This is a genomic window from Comamonas sp. HJ-2, assembly GCF_053615495.1.
In genome coordinates this window covers 120,715-137,407 of record NZ_JBSIFD010000003.1, presented here as the reverse complement: position 1 = coordinate 137,407, position 16,693 = coordinate 120,715, and the positions used below count along the sequence as shown (strand labels likewise).

At 62.5% G+C, this 16,693-nt stretch carries 16 protein-coding genes; 6 read left to right on the top strand and 10 right to left on the bottom strand.

Features of this window, described 5'->3' with window-relative positions:
* Positions 1–85: 85 nt before the first annotated feature.
* Entirely contained in the window at positions 86–1,024 is a 939-nt protein-coding gene (locus ACWGXF_RS04110) for a LysR family transcriptional regulator (protein ID WP_256629199.1), read from the bottom strand.
* Positions 1,025–1,077: 53 nt separating this feature from the next.
* Here ACWGXF_RS04110 and mnmA point away from each other — a divergent pair, with 53 nt between their 5' ends.
* Positions 1,078–2,208, top strand: a complete 1,131-nt coding sequence (gene mnmA, locus ACWGXF_RS04105) for a tRNA 2-thiouridine(34) synthase MnmA (protein ID WP_087865968.1) — start codon at positions 1,078–1,080, stop codon at positions 2,206–2,208.
* A 3-nt stretch (positions 2,209–2,211) separates the two neighbouring features.
* On the opposite strand, the gene ACWGXF_RS04100 is transcribed toward mnmA, so the two are convergent.
* The 4 genes from ACWGXF_RS04100 to ACWGXF_RS04085 all read right to left on the bottom strand — a co-directional run bounded on the left by ACWGXF_RS04100 (position 2,212) and on the right by ACWGXF_RS04085 (position 6,340).
* Positions 2,212–3,408 carry a protein phosphatase 1 regulatory subunit 42 gene (locus ACWGXF_RS04100; protein WP_256629196.1) on the bottom strand — a complete coding sequence of 399 codons (1,197 nt, stop codon included), beginning with the start codon at positions 3,406–3,408 and terminating at the stop codon, positions 2,212–2,214.
* An 18-nt stretch (positions 3,409–3,426) separates the two neighbouring features.
* Positions 3,427–5,367 (bottom strand): sensor histidine kinase, encoded by a 1,941-nt coding sequence (locus ACWGXF_RS04095; protein ID WP_256629194.1) that lies wholly within the window; start codon positions 5,365–5,367, stop codon positions 3,427–3,429.
* The gene (locus ACWGXF_RS04090) at positions 5,368–6,060 is read right to left on the bottom strand and encodes a LuxR C-terminal-related transcriptional regulator (protein WP_039050329.1); all 693 of its coding nucleotides are present in this window, start codon (positions 6,058–6,060) and stop codon (positions 5,368–5,370) included.
* 61 nt (positions 6,061–6,121) lie between these two features.
* On the bottom strand, positions 6,122–6,340 hold the full coding sequence (locus ACWGXF_RS04085; protein WP_256629192.1) for a hypothetical protein: 219 nt from the start codon (positions 6,338–6,340) through the stop codon (positions 6,122–6,124).
* Between ACWGXF_RS04085 and ACWGXF_RS04080 the strand changes: the two genes are divergently transcribed.
* Positions 6,339–7,031 (top strand): TerC family protein, encoded by a 693-nt coding sequence (locus ACWGXF_RS04080; protein ID WP_256629190.1) that lies wholly within the window; start codon positions 6,339–6,341, stop codon positions 7,029–7,031. The two genes, ACWGXF_RS04085 and ACWGXF_RS04080, sit on opposite strands and share 2 nt — an antisense overlap.
* Positions 7,032–7,105: 74 nt before the next feature.
* On the opposite strand, the gene ACWGXF_RS04075 is transcribed toward ACWGXF_RS04080, so the two are convergent.
* The 4 genes from ACWGXF_RS04075 to ACWGXF_RS04060 form a co-directional block, all read right to left on the bottom strand.
* Positions 7,106–7,531 (bottom strand): barstar family protein, encoded by a 426-nt coding sequence (locus ACWGXF_RS04075; protein WP_003072350.1) that lies wholly within the window; start codon positions 7,529–7,531, stop codon positions 7,106–7,108.
* Positions 7,532–7,673: 142 nt separating this feature from the next.
* Positions 7,674–8,093, bottom strand: coding sequence for a ribonuclease domain-containing protein (locus tag ACWGXF_RS04070; RefSeq protein ID WP_003066953.1), 420 nt, complete (start codon positions 8,091–8,093; stop codon positions 7,674–7,676).
* A 207-nt stretch (positions 8,094–8,300) separates the two neighbouring features.
* The gene (putP, locus tag ACWGXF_RS04065) at positions 8,301–9,791 is read right to left on the bottom strand and encodes a sodium/proline symporter PutP (RefSeq protein ID WP_440588468.1); all 1,491 of its coding nucleotides are present in this window, start codon (positions 9,789–9,791) and stop codon (positions 8,301–8,303) included.
* A 160-nt stretch (positions 9,792–9,951) separates the two neighbouring features.
* Positions 9,952–12,486 (bottom strand): transglycosylase domain-containing protein, encoded by a 2,535-nt coding sequence (locus tag ACWGXF_RS04060; protein ID WP_452101694.1) that lies wholly within the window; start codon positions 12,484–12,486, stop codon positions 9,952–9,954.
* A 206-nt stretch (positions 12,487–12,692) separates the two neighbouring features.
* Here ACWGXF_RS04060 and ACWGXF_RS04055 point away from each other — a divergent pair, with 206 nt between their 5' ends.
* On the top strand, positions 12,693–13,178 hold the full coding sequence (locus ACWGXF_RS04055) for a glutathione peroxidase (protein WP_012840289.1): 486 nt from the start codon (positions 12,693–12,695) through the stop codon (positions 13,176–13,178).
* A 66-nt stretch (positions 13,179–13,244) separates the two neighbouring features.
* Here the strand turns inward: ACWGXF_RS04055 and ACWGXF_RS04050 are convergent, their stop codons facing one another.
* On the bottom strand, positions 13,245–14,156 hold the full coding sequence (locus tag ACWGXF_RS04050; protein WP_081007695.1) for a LysR family transcriptional regulator: 912 nt from the start codon (positions 14,154–14,156) through the stop codon (positions 13,245–13,247).
* A 131-nt stretch (positions 14,157–14,287) separates the two neighbouring features.
* Between ACWGXF_RS04050 and ACWGXF_RS04045 the strand changes: the two genes are divergently transcribed.
* The 3 genes from ACWGXF_RS04045 to ycaC all read left to right on the top strand — a co-directional run bounded on the left by ACWGXF_RS04045 (position 14,288) and on the right by ycaC (position 16,668).
* Positions 14,288–15,208 carry a pirin family protein gene (locus ACWGXF_RS04045; RefSeq protein ID WP_256629184.1) on the top strand — a complete coding sequence of 307 codons (921 nt, stop codon included), beginning with the start codon at positions 14,288–14,290 and terminating at the stop codon, positions 15,206–15,208.
* Between the two features lie 95 nt (positions 15,209–15,303).
* Complete coding sequence (locus ACWGXF_RS04040) at positions 15,304–15,999, top strand: isochorismatase family protein (RefSeq protein ID WP_256629183.1); 696 nt, start codon at positions 15,304–15,306, stop codon at positions 15,997–15,999.
* Positions 16,000–16,038: 39 nt separating this feature from the next.
* Positions 16,039–16,668, top strand: coding sequence for an isochorismate family cysteine hydrolase YcaC (ycaC, locus tag ACWGXF_RS04035; protein ID WP_057094054.1), 630 nt, complete (start codon positions 16,039–16,041; stop codon positions 16,666–16,668).
* Positions 16,669–16,693: the final 25 nt, after the last annotated feature.

Here is a 16,693-nt window from a genome sequence, read left to right as displayed (position 1 = left end):
TGCTGTGGAAATTACGTAAGCGCTGTCAGGGCCCGGGTTCTGATTTCCGGCTGCACCGTCGCATGCCGGCTGTTGGAGAGCGCGCTCAATCCGTCAGGGAGGCGCCGCGCCAGACTCCTGACTGCACCAACTGGCGTGCGCAATCCATCAGCACTACGCGGGCGGCAAGAGCTGCTGGCGAGAGCTCGTCGTCGGACAGGCTGCACAGCGCGGCCTTGCGCCGCACCGAGTCATCGGCGATTTGCGACCACTGAAAACGCTCGGCAGCATCACGGTACATGCCCACGGCCGACCAGGGCTGGACTGTGGCGCCCATGCCGGCAGCGACCGCTTCCATCAGCAGGGACAGCGAGTCGATTTCCATGGCCATCTGCGACTGGACACCGGCGCTGGTGAACGAGGCCATGATGGAGCTGCGCAGGCCGTGGCTGCCCGAGGGCAGGATCAGCGGCACTTGCTGCAACTGCTCCAGGCTGATGGGCACTTCATGCTGAATCTGCGGCGCCACAGGCTGCTGGCGCGACTGAATCAGAAACAGCTGTTCTTCGAGCAGCGGCATCACGCTCCATCGCCGGGCGCTCTGAGTATCGAAAAGGATAGCCAGATCCAGCTGTCTGGCGTTGAGAAGACTGGTCAGATGCCCCGAGAGGGCTGACACCATGTGCAGGCGCACCTCAGGGTAGCGCTCGCGCATGGCTCGCATCAGCGGCAGGCCCAGCACATTCGCAATCGTGGGCGACAGGCCCATGCTGACGGCGCCCGACAGCCGCGCCTGCTGGGCCGCATGTATGGCCTGCTGGGCATGGCGCAGGGTGAGCTGGGCCTGGTGAAAAAAGGCCTGGCCGGCCTCGGTGGGGATGACGCCGCGCGGCGTGCGCTGCAGCAGCCGGGTCGAGAGTTCCGACTCCAGGCGGCTGATCTGCTGGCTCAGCGCCGACTGCACCATGTCCAGATCCAGCGCCGCCCGGCTCATGGAGCCCAGTTCAACAATTCGTACAAAGTAGCGCAGCTGGCGCAGTTCCATGGCAAATCCTCACGCCCGCAGCAGTTGACGGGCGCTGGGATAATCGCATACCTATGAGCAACAAGCAGCGTGTCGTGGTGGGTTTGTCGGGCGGTGTGGATTCCGCCGTCACCGCCTATCTTCTCAAACAGCAGGGCCACGAGGTCGTCGGCATCTTCATGAAGAACTGGGAAGATGACGACGACAGCGAGTACTGCTCGTCGAATATCGACTTTGTCGATGCGGCGGCCGTGGCCGACGTGATCGGCATCGAGATCGAGCATGTGAACTTCGCCGCCGACTACAAGGACCGCGTGTTCGCAGAGTTCCTGCGCGAGTACCAGGCCGGTCGTACGCCCAATCCGGACGTGCTGTGCAATGCGGAGATCAAGTTCAAGGCCTTCCTCGACCACGCCATGCGTCTGGGCGCCGAGAAGATTGCCACCGGCCACTATGCACGCGTGCGCCAGAATCCGTCCACCCAGCTGTTCGAGCTGCTCAAGGGCCTGGACAACAGCAAGGACCAGAGCTATTTCCTGCACCGGCTGAACCAGGCCCAGCTGTCCAAGGCCATGTTCCCCGTGGGCGAGCTGCACAAGACCGAGGTGCGCCGCATTGCCGAAGAGATCGGCCTGCCCAATGCCAGGAAGAAGGACTCGACGGGCATCTGCTTCATTGGCGAGCGCCCGTTCCGAGACTTTCTGAACCGCTACATCAGCAAGGAGCCGGGTCTCATCCTCGACGACCGCAACCGCAAGCTGGGCAAGCATGTGGGTCTGTCCTTCTACACGCTGGGGCAGCGTTCGGGTCTGGGCATTGGCGGCGTCAAGGAAAAGGGCGCGGCCCGTGGTGCGGGCGACCATGCGCCCTGGTTTGTGGCGCGCAAGGAAATGGACAAGAACATTCTGCGCGTGGTGCAGGGCCATGACCATCCGCTGCTTCAGTCACATGCCTTGCTGGCCGATCAGGTCAGCTGGGTGGCCGGCCATGCTCCGGCCGAGGGCAAGGCCTACGGCTCCAAGACCCGCTACCGTCAGCCCGATTCGCCGGCGCTGATTTCCCAGGCCACGGAGGCCGGTTTCCGTCTGGACTTTCCCGAAGCGCAGTGGGCTGTCACCCCTGGTCAGTCCGCCGTGCTCTATGACGGCGATGTCTGCCTGGGCGGCGGCATCATTGCGCAGGTCGACCCTGCGGCCACTCGGTAATCGCTAGTAATCGCGGTTTTCATCAAACCACTGCTGGGCCTGCTCATGCGTCAGCTTCAGAGCCAGCGCCGCAGGTAGTTGTGCCAGCTGCTGCACGGCCAGCCCCAGGTCTTCACGTTCGCTGGTTTCAATGCCCTTGACCGTGTTGAAGCGGGCGGCAAAGGCCGTCAGTGCAGCTTGCACATGACCAAGGCTGCTGGCCGCGCCAATTTCCTGCTCTGCCAGCTCATAAGCTGCATGCGCAATCCTGGCGCGGGCCGCGGGCCAGCCCGCAAATGGACGCCCATATTCCTTGGCCCACCATTCGGGCTTGCGCAACTGGCTGACGGATGTGTAGTCAGCCCAGGGTCGTGCCTTGGCACGATCCTTGAGTTGCTGGCGCAGGTGTTTGCCAGTGGCTTCTTCCACGTTGTAGGCGATGAAGAAGTCCAGCTCCGGCCAGGTCGACAGCGCAGGCAGTCCCGACAGATGGCGCATAAAACGCAGTGATAGCGCCTTGAGCTGCGTACATGATGAAAGCTGAGCCAAATCGCTGTGGTTACCCCACAGGGAGAGCGATTCCAGCTTCGAAAACTGCAGCAGGTTTTGCAGCGAAATGGGTTGCTTTCCCGCTCCATTGCTCAGCTCCAGCGTGGTGACCTGTTTCAGGCAGCCCATGTCGGGCAGCTGGAAGGCTTCGCCGGCCGGGTTCTTGCTGGTGGCCGGGCTCAAACTCAGGCTTTCAGGCAGGCCTGCGGTGACGGTGATTTGCTCCAGATTGCCATGCAGATGAAGGCGCATGCCCTGCTGCGGCAGCTTCAGGTGGATGTGGCCCTGATTGCCCGCTTGCAGATGAATGCTCAGTTCGCGAATCTGTGACTGGCTGGCGTCGATATGTACATCTTGCTGCAGCTGTGGGTACCAGCTGAAGTTTTCGATAGTACGCAGCTGCGCCCATGTGAAGAAGCCGCTGTCATTGCCCGTGTAGTAGAAGCTGCGTGGCCAGGGCGAGCCGGCGGGCGTGGCAAAGGGGTCAAAGCAGGACCAGAGCACGCAGGCGTCGGCAGGCAGCCACAGGTCCGCTGTTCTCAACAGCGTCCTGGGGCCAAGGGTCAGGCTGCCCTGACCGGGGCTGGTTTTGAGCCTGTGCGGCGCGTCAGGCGTCAGCTCAAGGTTGAAGACGCCGTCTTCATGCGGTGTTCCGTCGATAAGCAGGGGCATGCAGAAAGCTTAGCGCAGTTACCAGATGCTCTGGGGAGACGGCACGGCGCTCTGTACTTCGGTGTGACGTTGCACCTTGCCGAACAGGGGCAGGCTGGCTCGCAGCTCGGTGCGGCCGGGGCTGGACTGTATGACCAGAGTGCCTTGCAGGCGCTCCAGTCGCGCCAGCATGCTGCGCATGCCCACGCCCATGCTGTTGATCTGTGTGCTATCCAAATCAAAGCCCGTGCCGTTGTCCTCGATCTGCAGCTGCAACTCCCTGGCGTCGGGAATCTCCAGCCGAACCTGGACCTGGCTGGCGCGGCTGTGTTTGATGACATTGGTCAATGCCTCTTCCAGCACGCGGGTCAGGGTCAGGCACTGAATGGGGCTGGGCGCGTGAGTCCAGTATTCGGGCAGACACCACTTCACCTGAATGTCCAGCTCCTCGAACAGCCGTGCAAAGCGGTGGCGCAGCGGAGCAAGCCACTGCATGGGTGTCTCGGGAACCTGGATGGCGGTGCTGGTGCCGGTATCAATCATCTGACGCAGGTCGTCACGCATGAGCTTGAGCATGGACAACACCTGGGCATTGGGCAAAGGGGCGCTGCTCTGCTCGACCAGTGCAATGGAGCGCACCAGAGAGCCGCCCAGACCGTCGTGCAGATCCTGGGAAATGCGCAGACGTTCCTGCAGGCGGGAGTGGCTCAGAGCCAGATGGTGCTCCCTCTCCAGGGTCTGGCTCAGGTCGTCGCAGGCCTGTGTGACGGTGAGACTGAGTTCGTGGTTGAAGTGCTCGATGCGGCGCATATTCCACACGACCTGCCGCCCCAGCAACCACGCGATCACCAGCATGCTCAGCAAGGTGGTGTAGGGAGTCAGCGTCAGATTGTGATCCAGGGTCTTGGTCAGCAGCAGCAGGTCGTGCACGCCGATGGCCAGGTAGAGCACGAAGCAGAGGCTGAAAGCGATGTGGGCTGGCGTGCGTGTCTGCAGCGCGCGCAGTGGAAACAGCAGGCAGACCAGAGCGCAAAGACAGAACATCAGCAGCCAGACGGCCTGGCTCAGCGCCATCTGTGCATCGGGCACAGACAGGGCGAATACAGCACAGAGGCTGCATATGCCGGCCAGCGTACGTTCCAGACGCATGAGGCGTAATTCCGCAAAGCGCAGCGTAAAAATGCAGAAGGTGTAGGTAAAGGCAATGAAAACCAGCAAATTGCCCTTGGCAAAGGCCGGCGTGCTGCTGAAGGGCCAGGGATCAGTCATGACCATAAAGCAGAGCATCAGTGCCCAGCACATCAGATTGAGTGCGTACCAGCCATAGAGTTTTTGATTGCGGTTGTGGAGCCAGGCAAACGAAAACAGCAGACATAGCACCAGGCTGACCGTGATGCAGACCATATAAATGGTGCGCAGGTTCCAGGTGGCCTGCGCCGTCCATTGCTTGAGCTCGGCTGGATGGCCTATGCGCAGCCGCCCCAGGCCTGGCGTCTGGCTGCTGAGCCCGTGGACGCGCACCCAGATGCTGTTGCCCTGCTCCTTGAGCAGCGCCTTGGGCAGCAGCCAGTAGCGTGGCATATTCCAGCTGCGGCTCAGCGGCTCCACCAGCGATTGATCGCGCCAGATCAGTTCTGAATTCACGAACACCTCGCCCGCCATCACGATATTGACGACGGCCAGCGCCACGGGCTGATCGCGCCCGCAGGGGCTCTCCCAATCGATGCGGTACCAGGCGGCACCGTCATAGCCGGGCCAGCGTTGACTCCAGTCATCCAGCCCCGGCACATCCACCCATTGCAGCAAGGCCGCATCGGGTGGAGGCCCCTCGGGTAGTGCCTTGGCCGACTGGCGAGCCACAATGCGCGGTTCACAAAGCAGGTCCTGAGGCCTGAGCTCCTGTGCCCATGCCACGCCGCAACTCCAGCCCATGACGAGCGCAAATATCAGGCGCAGCAAGAGAGCCGACCGCTTGAACATTCAGCTCAGCAAACCGCGTGCCCGGGCCTCGCTGACCGCCTTGGTGCGCGAAGGCACGGCCAGCTTGCGGTAAATATTCTTCACATGGCATTCCACGGTGTAGCGCGAGAGAAAGAGCGACTCTGCGATCTCCCGGTTGGTCATGCCGTCTGCGACCAGCTTGAGGATCTGGATTTCGCGGGCGCTGAGTAGGGCTTCGGGCGGCATCTCCTTGTGTGCTTCCGTGGGCTGGGAAGGCTGCAACTCGGCAATGATGCGCCGTGCAATGAAAGGGTCGATGGGGGCGCCACCGCGCAGCACACTGCGTATGGACAGGGTGACCTCCAGGTCGTCGCGCTCCTTGAGCACATAGCCGTTGGCCCCGGCACGCAGCGCCGACAGAATGGCATCCTCGGTGCTCCAGGCGGAGATGACCAGAATTCCCATGCCGGGGTCGGCGGCGCGCAACTGGCTGATCAGCTCTATGCCGCTGCCGTCGGGCAAGCCCAGGTCCACCAGTGCCATGGCGACCGGATGCTCCGCCAGCCGGGCGCGTGCCTGCCCCAGGGTTGCAGCAAAGATGAGAGCATCATCCGCATATCCGAGGCCATGCAAAATGCTTTCCAGCCGATTGCGGATCAACGGCTCATCCTCCACCACGATCAAGGGGCTGGGGAGAATGGACTCTGTAGGGAGGGAAAAAGTCTCTGCCATATTGTGTGAGGTGCCGCTGGTTTTCGTATCCCACTGTTACCGAGATCAAGTCGCTTGGCTATCACTGAAAACTGGTAATTTGAGGTGCCTGCGGAGTCTGTCCCAAAACGGAAGCGAACCCCGTGGCCTGCAATTCCCATGACGTCAGAAGCAATACGCCGATAGCGGCTCCAGGAGGCAGTTGGCTAAACTTCCCTGCATTGATCACGCCTGGCTTTGCAATGCCGGGCGTTTGTCCGTTCAAGGTGCAACGGACAGAGAACTCAGGAATATTTTCCATGGATGCCATGCTCGGTGCCGATTTCTGGATCGGCTTGTTCAAGATCGTCTGGATCAACATCATTCTCTCGGGTGACAACGCGGTGGTCATCGCTCTGGCCGCACGTGGCCTGCCGCCGCAGCAGCAGAAAAAAGCGGTGCTGCTCGGCTCGGGTGCCGCCGTGGTGTTGCGTATTGCCTTGACGGTGGTGGCAGCCAAGCTGATGCAGCTGCCATTCGTCGAGGTGATCGGTGGCCTGCTGCTGCTGTGGATTGGCGTGGGCCTGCTCAAGGGCGAAGATGAAGAAGAGGATTCCGGCAGCGTGGCCAGGCAGGGCATGATGGCTGCCGTTCGCACCATTTTGCTCGCCGATCTGGTCATGAGTCTGGACAATGTGATCGCCGTGGCTGCTGCAGCGGGCGGCGATATGCTGCTGCTGATTCTGGGCCTGGCCATCAGCATTCCGCTGGTCATCTTTGGCTCCACGCTGATGATCAAGCTGATGGAGCGTTTTCCGGTCATCGTCACTTTGGGCGCGGCACTGATTGGCTGGGTGGCCGGCGAAACCATCACCAGCGACCATATGCTCGAAGGTTTTGTACGGATCAATCCCTGGGCGCATTACGCAGCGGCCGCTTGCGGCGCCGTGCTGGTGATTGCAATGGGCAAGTGGATGCAGCTCAAGTCCGCCGCTCAGGGCGGCACAGCCTGAGCCTTTGGTTCTGAAAGCAAAAACGCCCGCATTCAAGGCGGGCATTTGGTGTCGTGTGCGCCGCAGCAGCCGACCTATAGGAATGAGTAAAAGCAGCGGAAGGGAATCTTGCGCTCTGCCCAGAAGTCCGCAGTATCGCGGAACACGTCCAGCAACTGCTCGCGCACTTCCTTGTCGAACTTGGGAGTGGTCGGAATCTGGTCGAGCACCACCACAAAACCGGGTTGCGGGCCGGATTTGTTGATCGGATCGGTCATGCAGTCATACAGCGCATCCCAGTTCTTGCCAAAGTGTGCCGGCAGGTAGAACTGGGTGGACAGCAGCTCGAAAACATCGGCCTTGGTCTGGGCATGGGCCAGATTGGCATAAAGGAAATGGGAGCCCAGCGCCTCTGCTGCTGCCTGAAGATCAGGAATGCGATAGGCGCGAATGGATTGCACGATGTTCGGGCGAACATTGCGCAACGGTGTTTCCGAGGGCTTACGAAGTGGCGTGTCCATCTCCGTGATTCTTTCTAAAAACATCAAAACTGGTGGCAGAGTCGGTACTGACAGCGCTGTAGGCTGTCTGCGCAAACCGCCGCTGCGGAATTCAAGAGGTCAAAAGCCGCTGTGTGGCGGGCCTGGAGGGCATCTTTTAACTTCATTGGACGATTTGCTGAAAGCTGTTGTAGTGGTCGCCCGTGTAGAAGCAGGCATCGGGCACCTGGGGCTGCAAGCCGCCACAGACTATGCGTCGCGCACCCCGGTTTTTCGCGCCTGGCGTGCGCACGGTGTATTCGCGGTAATAGCCTCTGGCCTGGCGCGGAAGTATGCGCTCACGGTTTCCGAATACCGTGCCGTCCTTGTCGCTGGAGAACGGGCCGCCCTGGAGTATGCGGCCATAGGTGGTGCGGCCTTCGCGCGGCAGTTCGGCCAGGCTCACGGTCTCAAAGCCGGGAACGGTGGCACCGACTTCCGGCGCTTTGCGCGCCAAAGCCGCAGGGGATGCCAGCGCAAAAGCGGCACCCAGCATCAACGCTAAACCCGTCTGATATACCTTGGCTGCAGCGGCCTTGAGCATTCACTAAACCTTTCAGAATCTCAGGTAATGCCTGAAATTTCGACCCGTAAGTGTGACGGATAGGCCCTGAAAATGCAAGTTGCGCCTATTTTTTGTGCACTCTGAGAGAGGCCGCTCACGGCCCCTAGAGGTTGCGTCCTGATCGCCTTGGCGACAAAAAAGCCCTGCCAGCAGTGCCGTACAGGGCTTTCTCTGAGGCCAAAGTGCTTATTCGCCGTGGGCAGCGATTTCAGCCTCCACCTCGCGGTGCTTGGCCATGATCGTGGCCGAGGGCTCTTTGTCCAGCAGGCTGATTGCTATGATTGCGATAGCGGAAAACGCAAATCCGGGAACGATCTCATAGAGCTTGAACCACTGGTAATGCTGCCAGACCAGAACCGTGACCGCGCCCACGACCATGCCGGCCAGCGCGCCGTTGCGTGTCATGCGGGCCCAGAGCAGCGAGATCAGCACCAGCGGGCCGAAGGCGGCGCCGAAGCCGGCCCAGGCATTGCTGACCATGCCCAGCACCTTGGCCTGGGGGTCCTGCGCAATCAGGATGGCGATCACGGCAATCGCGAACACCATGGCACGGCCGAACCAGACCAGCTGCTTCTGGCTGGCGTTCCTGTGCAGAAAGGTTTTGTAGATATCTTGCGTGAGGGCGCTGGAGCAGACCAGCAATTGGCAGGACAGGGTACTCATCACGGCCGCCAGCACGGCGGCCAGCAGCACACCGCTGATCCAGGGGTTGAACAGCAACTTGGCGACTTCCAGGAACACGAGTTCATGGTTGCCGTTGACGTTTGTCGCAATATCGGGGCGGCTGGCAAAGAAGGCAATGCCGAAGAAGCCCACGGCCACGGCGCCTCCCAGGCACAGCATCATCCAGCTCATGCCGATGCGGCGCGCGTTGGGAATGGTCTTGATCGACTCGGCCGCCATGAAGCGCACCAGAATGTGAGGCTGGCCGAAGTAGCCCAGACCCCAGGCCAGCAAGGAGACGATGGCGATCGCTCCCTGGCCCTGGAACATGTCGAAGGCACCGCTGCGCGCAGTTTCGATGATGGCCGCGCTGGCACCCACGCCACCATCGGCATAGATGACCATCAGCGGCGCGAGGATCAGTGCGGTGATCATCAGCGAGGCCTGGATGGTGTCGGTCCAGCTCACGGCCAGAAAGCCGCCGATGAACACATAGGCCATGGTGGCCACGGCACCCACCCACAGGGCTGTCTGGTAGTCCATGCCGAACATGGACTCGAACAGTCGGGCGCCCGCGACCACGCCGGAGGCACAGTAGACGGTGAAGAACACCAGAATCACGAGCGCCGTGACGATGCGAAGCAGGCTGCTGCCATCCTCGAAGCGGTTGGTGAAGTAATCGGGCAATGTCAGCGCATTGCCCACCTTCTCGGTATAGACGCGCAGGCGTGCCGCCACAAAGCGCCAGTTGAGCCAGGCACCGACGCACAGGCCGATGGCAATCCACGAGGCCGACAGGCCGGTGGCAAATACCGCGCCGGGCAGGCCCATGAGCAGCCAGCCGCTCATGTCCGAGGCTCCGGCCGACAGCGCCGTGACCACCGAGCCCAGACTGCGCCCGCCCAGGATGTAGTCGGACAGGTTGGACGTGGCTTTGTATCCCGCCCAACCTATGAGCAGCATGCCCAGCAGGTAGATGGCAAAGGTGACTATGGTTGGTGTATTGGCGGTCATGTCGGCTCCGGATCGGCGCAGCGCCATCGGCATGTGGGTTTCATGCCCGGCGAAAACAAATCCGCCAGCGGCCTCCTGGTGGGAGACCTGCTGGCGGGTATCGGTCTGCAATTGGACCAGTTATTCGACAGCCCAGTGGGGCATGTGGCTGAAAACCGCGCTACTGGCTGTCCTGCGGCGCATTCAGTGGCGCGGCAGGCGGCAGTGGTGTGCCTATATCGCTCCAGCTTGAAGGCGCGGGGGCTTTGCTCGGTGCAGGCCCAGGCATCATCTCGCCGGGAGCCAGCCCGGGGCTGCTGTCGAGGTCAGGCGGCTGGGCGCTGCTGTCGGCCGGCGCCGGCTGGCCGCCGGTCGAGGGCGGCGCTGCCGGCGTGCTCTCTATGATGTCGACCTCGCTGCCATTGCTTCTGTTGGGCGCTGGATGGGCGGGAGTTGTCGGCGCTGTGCGATCGGGATCGTTGCCCTCATCTGCGGGCCCGCTCCATTCCTGAACCTTGTCGCGCAGACGGCCCACGAGATCGCTCCACCAGTGGCTGGTGTTGGGCTCGGTGAACCGGGCCTTGGCATTGAGCAGCGGGCTGCGCATGGCGCGCGACATGAAGTCACCCACCATGGGCAGGGCGCTGCGCGAACCCTGGCCCCACTGGTCACTCCTGAGCGTGATGCGCGCATCGTTGAAGCCGGCCCAGGCACCAGCCACGATCTGCGGGTGCATGAGGATGAACCAGCCGTCGGCATTGCCCTGGGTGGTGCCGGTCTTGCCGGCCACATCGGCGCGAATGCCGTATTGCTTGCGAATCGCGCGGCCCGTGCCCTTGTCGATCACGGCGCGCATCATCTCCAGCAGACCGTAGTTTTCTTCCTCGTCCCAGACCTGATCGGGTTTGGGCGGGGTGAATTCGGCCAGCAGCTCGCCGTCGGCATTCTCGATACGGGTGACCAACTGGGGCGGAATATAGCGGCCGGAGTTGGCGATGCTGCCGTAGGCGTTGACCATTTCCAGCAGCGTGACGGGGCTGGAGCCCAGCGCCAGCGAAGGCACGGGCTCCAGCGGGCTCTGGCGCACGCCCAGGCCGCGGGCCAGCTTGATGACGCGGTCCATGCCCACTTCCTGGCCCAGCTCGGCAGTGATGGTGTTCTTGGAATAGGCCAGGGCATCGCTGAGCTTCATGGGCACGCCCGTGGGCTCGACGGCATCGCTGGGACGCCATACCTCGCCGCCGGGCAGCTGGATTTCCACGGCTTCGTCCTTGCGCGTGTCCTCGGGCCTGGCGCCACGCTGCAGGGCTGCGCCATAGACAAAGGGCTTGAAGGTGGAGCCGGGCTGGCGACGTGCCTGGGCCACATGGTCGAACGCATCCTGGGCATAGTCGCGGCTGCCCACCCAGGCCAGCACGGCCGAGGTGCGCGGGTCTATGGCCAGAAAGCCGGCCTGCACGCGGGTCTTGTCCTCGCGCAGCTGCCTCATGAAGGTCTTGTCGGCCAGCAGCTTCTTGAGCGCCTCTTCTTCGCTGATATCGGAAGGCTTGCTGCTTCTGGCGAGCTTGCGGAAGGCCTCCGTCTCGCGCACCAGCTGCAGTACCAGGGCGTTCTCGGCGCTCCAGCCGTCGCGGTGGCTCCAGTTGTTGTTGGCAATGCCCTGCAGCGTTTGCATCTGGCGGTTAACGGCCTGCTGTGCCCAGTTCTGCAGGCGTGAATCCAGGGTGGTGCGCACCACCAGACCGTCGGTATAGATGTTGTAGTCGTTCTTGTCGGCCCAGGCGATCAGCCATTTGCGCAGTTGCTGGGAAAAATGCGGCGCCATGCCCGTGGGTTCCTCCTGGCGCTCGAAGTCCAGACGCATGGGGCGTTTCTTGAGGCGCTCGAACTCATCGTCCTTGAGCTCGCCGCGCTTGACCATCTGGCTCAGCACGGTGTTGCGCCGGGCAATCGCGCGGTCGGGATTGATCACCGGGTTGTAATAGGCATTGCCCTTGAGCATGCCCACCAGCGTGGCGCTTTCCAGCACCGTGAGCCTGGCGGCCGGTTTGTCGAAATAGGTGCGCGCCGCCATCTCTATGCCATAGGCGTTGTAGAGAAAGGGCACGGTGTTCAGATAGGTCTCGAGAATCTCGTCCTTGGTGTAGAGCGCTTCGATCTTGAAGGCCGTGATCGCCTCCTTGAGCTTGCGATTCACATTGCGGGCACGACCGATTTCCGTGGGATAGAGATTGCGCGCCAGCTGCTGGGTGATGGTCGAGCCGCCCTGGGGATTGCCTCCCAGCGTATGGATGGCCGAACCCACGGTGCGCGTGAAGTCCATGCCATGGTGTTCGTAGAAGCGGTGGTCTTCGGTGGCCACGAGGGCCTTGACCACGGCGGGCGAAATCTGCTCCAGCGGCACCCACTGGCGGTTGCTGCGCTTGAACTCGCCGATCAGCTTGCCGTCGGCGCTCAGGATTTGCGCAGGCTGCTCGAGCTTGGCCTTGCGGATGTCGCTGATGCTGGGCGTGAATGGAATCAGCAGCAGCACATAGACGACAAACAACACCGGCAAGGCCGCGGCAAACCACAGCCATTCACGCCGCGTCGGCCAGCGACGCCACCAGGGCAGGGCTGCAATGCGCTGGCCCGCTGTGCTGGCGCGAGCGCGCAGCCACAGAGCTGTGGCCTGAGCTACCCATTTTTCTTTCAATTCGTTCAAGGACAAACGCACGTGGCAAGGCAGCCCGCCAAGGGCCGCAAGAAGGCAAGACTGCGAAGAATGCCCAAAAAACAGGCGCTCTGCTTGCGGAGATAGTTTTTTCTATGGTCGCAGCCCCGGTATTGTCTCCGTGGCGTGGCTGCGCGGGCTTGTTTCCAATGGTGAGATGTTTTGCCGACTGCCTTAAGCTTGGGGCTTCACTTTGGCGGGAGAGCAGCATGGCAAACAGTGTTTATGACTTTGAGGCCACCGATATCCAGGGGCGCAGCACTCCTCTGTCGCAGTATCAGGGCAAGGTATTGCTGATCGTGAATACCGCCAGTGCCTGCGGCTTCACGCCCCAGTACAAGGGATTGCAGGCACTGCACGAACAGTATGCGGACCGGGGCCTGGTGGTGCTGGGCTTTCCCTGCAACCAGTTCGGAGCGCAGGAGAAAGGCTCGGATGACGAGATCGCGAGCTTTTGCGAGCTGAACTTCGGCGTCAGCTTCCCGCTCATGCACAAGATCGAGGTCAACGGCGACGGTGCGCATCCGCTGTATCGCTGGCTCACCTCCGAAGCGCCAGGCGTGCTGGGCACCAAGTCCATCAAATGGAATTTCACCAAATTCCTCGTGGGCCGTGACGGGCAGGTGATACGCCGCTACGCGCCCCAGGACAAGCCCGAGAAGCTGGCCGGCGATATCCAGGCGGCTCTGGGTTGATGCTGCTGTTATCGTTTCGATAGCTGACGGCGATTACCCAGCAATTGCTGGAGGCGGTTTTGATGCTCAGTCTTCCGACAAGGTCTTGAAGGACTGGGCCAGATGGTCGAGCAGCGCGCGTACGGCGGGCAGCTGACCGCGACGCGAGGCGTAGACGGCGTGGATGATTTCGGGGCGCGGCTCCCAGCCCGGCAGCACCTGCACCAGCGTGCCGCTGCGCAGGTGCTCGCGCACGAACATGCTGGGCAACTGCACCACCCCGGCGCCCAGCAGAGCCGCATCGCGCAGGGCCAGCATGGACTGTGTCACCAGCCGCGGCTGGTGCCTGACCTCGGCGCGCACGGCGTCGGGTCCGTGCAGCACCCAGCGGTGGGTTTCCTGCACGCCGCCCATGTCCAGGCTGGGCCAGGCCGACAGATCCATGGGGCCGCCGGGCTGACCCAGGCGCTGCAGCAGCTCGGGTGCGGCCACCAGGCATTGCCGGCGCTCGGCCAGCGTGCGCAACACCAGATCGCTGTCCTGCAGCGGTGGCGGGCGCACGCGCAGGGCCAGATCCAGGCCTTCGCCGACCACGTCCACGCGCCGATTGGTCTCGTCCACCTGCAGCTCCACGCGCGGATACAGGCGCATGAACTCGCCCAGCATGCGGCCCACGCGTGAGGCCAGCAAGGCCACGGGGCAGCTCATGCGCACCTTGCCGCAGGGCTCGGAATGCACCAGCGCCACGGACTCCTCGGCGGCCTCGGCCTCGGTCAGCATGGCGCGGCAGTGCTGGTAGTAGCGCTTGCCCACCTCGGTCACGGCAAAGCTGCGCGTGGAACGCAGCAGCAACTGCGCGCCCAGGCGCTCTTCGAGCAGGGCCACGCGGCGGCTGAGCTTGGACTTGGGCAGGCCCAGTGCGCGGCCTGCGGGCGCGAATCCGCCGTGCTCCACCACCTGGGCGAAGTAGTAGAGCTCGTTGAGATCGGGCAGCTTCATCGTTTTAAAAATAGAACTCTGAGACTGAATATTGTGGACTACACAAGTCATCGTTCCAAATTCATACTTTCTCCATGTTCAACGCCTGTGGCATCCATAGGGACTGCAGGCCAGCCGCAAGGAGAAATGTCATGCTCAAGAAAATCCTGGGTGTCTACGAAGCCCCCCGTCCCCACTGGGTGGGCAACGGTTTTCCGGTGCGTTCGCTGTTCAGCTATGGCGACCACGGCAAGGCACTGAGCCCTTTCTTGCTGCTCGATCACGCCGGTCCTCAGAGCTTCACGCCCACCACGGCGCGGCGCGGCGTGGGCACGCATCCGCACCGCGGCTTCGAAACCGTGACCATCGTCTACGAGGGCGAAGTGGCCCACCGCGACTCCACGGGTGCCGGCGGCACCATAGGCCCCGGCGACGTGCAGTGGATGACGGCGGCCTCGGGCATCCTGCACGAGGAGTACCACTCAGAAGCCTTTGCCAAGAGCGGCGGACCGCTGGAGATGGTGCAGCTGTGGGTCAACCTGCCGGCCAGGGACAAGATGTCCGCCCCCGGCTACCAGACCCTGCTGAATGCCGACATCCCGCAGGTCGCGTTGCCGGACGGCGCGGGTCATCTGCGCGTCATCGCCGGTGACTATCTTGGCAGCCAGGGGACCGCCTATCGCGGCCCGGCGAGAACCTTCACGCCCATCGATGTCTGGGATGTGCGGCTGAACGCCGGAGCTACCACCGAGCTGCAGGCCCGAGCCGGCCACACGCTGGCGCTGGTGGTGCTGCACGGCACGCTGCTGGTCAACGGACAGGAGATTGCCCGCGCCGGACAACTGGTGCATATGGATCGCGCTGCGGACAGCGTGCATCTGGAAGCCAACAGCGACGTCACGCTGCTGTGGCTGTCGGGCGAACCGATTGACGAGCCCGTGGTCGGCTACGGCCCCTTCGTCATGAACAGCGACGAGGAAATCCAGCAGGCGCTGGAGGACTTCCGCAGCGGCCAGTTCGGCCGCATCCCGGCGGCCGAGCGCAATGCGTCCACGGCCGTACCGAACCACTGAGTCCTCAGTGCCATTGCGTCCCCGGGCCTGCAGCGATCCGCAGGTCCGGGAAGCGAAACCCTCTCCCCTTCGTTCCCGACTCCAAGGAGACTTCCATGAGCATCCAGACCGCAGCCATCCCCGCCAATTTCAACGGTACCAAGCCCGTGATCGATCCGGACAACGTGGCCATGCTGCTGATTGACCACCAGAGCGGCCTGTTCCAGACCGTGCAGGACATGCCGTTCACCACGCTGCGCCGCCTGGCCAGCACTCTGGCCAAGATCGCTTCGCTGGCCAAGATCCCTGTGATCACCACGGCCTCCGTGCCCCAGGGTCCCAACGGCCCGCTGATTCCCGAAATACACCAGAACGCACCTCACGCCACTTACGTGGCGCGCAAGGGCGAGATCAATGCCTGGGACAACGAAGACTTTGTCAAGGCCGTCAAGGCAACAGGCAAGAAGCAGCTCATCATCGCCGGCACCATCACCAGCGTCTGCATGGCCTTTCCCTCCATCGCTGCTGTGGCCGATGGTTACCAGGTGTTTGCTGTCATCGACGCGTCGGGCACCTACTCCAAGATGGCCGAGGAAATCACTCTGGCCCGCATGCTGCAGGCCGGCGTGGTGCCCATAGACACCGCGGCCGTGGCCTCGGAGCTGCAAAAGACCTGGAACCGCGACGACGCGGCCGAGTGGGCCCAGGCCTATACCGGCATCTTCCCCAGCTACCAGTTGTTGATCGAAAGCTACGCCAAGGCGCAGGAAGTGATCCAGAACCACGAAGTGCTGGATTCCCAGCGCGTTTGATTTCCCTCACCCCCTCCACTACCTCTGAAGGAGATCGTCATGAGCAACAAGCCCTATATCCGCCTCGACAAGGACAATGCCGCCGTGCTGCTGGTGGATCACCAGACCGGCCTGCTGTCCCTGGTGCGTGACATCGACCCCGACAAGTTCAAGAACAATGTGCTGGCCCTGGCCGACATGGCCGAATACTTCAAGCTGCCCACGATTCTGACTACCAGCTTCGAGAACGGCCCCAACGGCCCGCTGGTGCCCGAACTCAAGGAAAAATTCCCCACTGCCCCCTATATCGCGCGTCCCGGCCAGATCAATGCCTGGGACAACGAGGACTTCGTCAAGGCCGTCAAGGCCACGGGCAAGAAGCAGCTCATCGTGGCCGGCGTGGTGACCGAGGTCTGCGTGGCCTTCCCCGTGCTGTCTGCCCTGGCCGAAGGCTTTGAGGTGTTCGTGATCGCCGATGCCTCGGGCACCTTCAACTCCATGACCCAGCAGGCCGCCTGGAGCCGCATGGAGCAGGCCGGTGCTCAACTGATGACCTGGTTCGGAGCGGCCTGCGAGCTGCACCGCGACTGGCGCAACGATATCGAGGGGCTGGGGACGCTGTTCTCCAACCATATCCCCGACTATCGCAACCTGATCAACAGCTACACCACGCTGACCGCCGGCAAATAAGCCCTGCGGCTTCAGACCCAAGCCC

What these genes read in the sequence shown, in the direction of transcription:
- ACWGXF_RS04110 (WP_256629199.1), bottom strand. Translation starts at nt 1,024, where the DNA reads ATGGAACTGCGCCAGCTGCGCTACTTTGTACGAATTGTTGAACTGGGC.
- mnmA (WP_087865968.1), top strand. Translation starts at nt 1,078, where the DNA reads ATGAGCAACAAGCAGCGTGTCGTGGTGGGTTTGTCGGGCGGTGTGGAT.
- ACWGXF_RS04100 (WP_256629196.1), bottom strand. Translation starts at nt 3,408, where the DNA reads ATGCCCCTGCTTATCGACGGAACACCGCATGAAGACGGCGTCTTCAAC.
- ACWGXF_RS04095 (WP_256629194.1), bottom strand. Translation starts at nt 5,367, where the DNA reads ATGTTCAAGCGGTCGGCTCTCTTGCTGCGCCTGATATTTGCGCTCGTC.
- ACWGXF_RS04090 (WP_039050329.1), bottom strand. Translation starts at nt 6,060, where the DNA reads ATGGCAGAGACTTTTTCCCTCCCTACAGAGTCCATTCTCCCCAGCCCC.
- ACWGXF_RS04080 (WP_256629190.1), top strand. Translation starts at nt 6,339, where the DNA reads ATGGATGCCATGCTCGGTGCCGATTTCTGGATCGGCTTGTTCAAGATC.
- ACWGXF_RS04085 (WP_256629192.1), bottom strand. Translation starts at nt 6,340, where the DNA reads ATGGAAAATATTCCTGAGTTCTCTGTCCGTTGCACCTTGAACGGACAA.
- ACWGXF_RS04075 (WP_003072350.1), bottom strand. Translation starts at nt 7,531, where the DNA reads ATGGACACGCCACTTCGTAAGCCCTCGGAAACACCGTTGCGCAATGTT.
- ACWGXF_RS04070 (WP_003066953.1), bottom strand. Translation starts at nt 8,093, where the DNA reads ATGCTCAAGGCCGCTGCAGCCAAGGTATATCAGACGGGTTTAGCGTTG.
- putP (WP_440588468.1), bottom strand. Translation starts at nt 9,791, where the DNA reads ATGACCGCCAATACACCAACCATAGTCACCTTTGCCATCTACCTGCTG.
- ACWGXF_RS04055 (WP_012840289.1), top strand. Translation starts at nt 12,693, where the DNA reads ATGGCAAACAGTGTTTATGACTTTGAGGCCACCGATATCCAGGGGCGC.
- ACWGXF_RS04050 (WP_081007695.1), bottom strand. Translation starts at nt 14,156, where the DNA reads ATGAAGCTGCCCGATCTCAACGAGCTCTACTACTTCGCCCAGGTGGTG.
- ACWGXF_RS04045 (WP_256629184.1), top strand. Translation starts at nt 14,288, where the DNA reads ATGCTCAAGAAAATCCTGGGTGTCTACGAAGCCCCCCGTCCCCACTGG.
- ACWGXF_RS04040 (WP_256629183.1), top strand. Translation starts at nt 15,304, where the DNA reads ATGAGCATCCAGACCGCAGCCATCCCCGCCAATTTCAACGGTACCAAG.
- ycaC (WP_057094054.1), top strand. Translation starts at nt 16,039, where the DNA reads ATGAGCAACAAGCCCTATATCCGCCTCGACAAGGACAATGCCGCCGTG.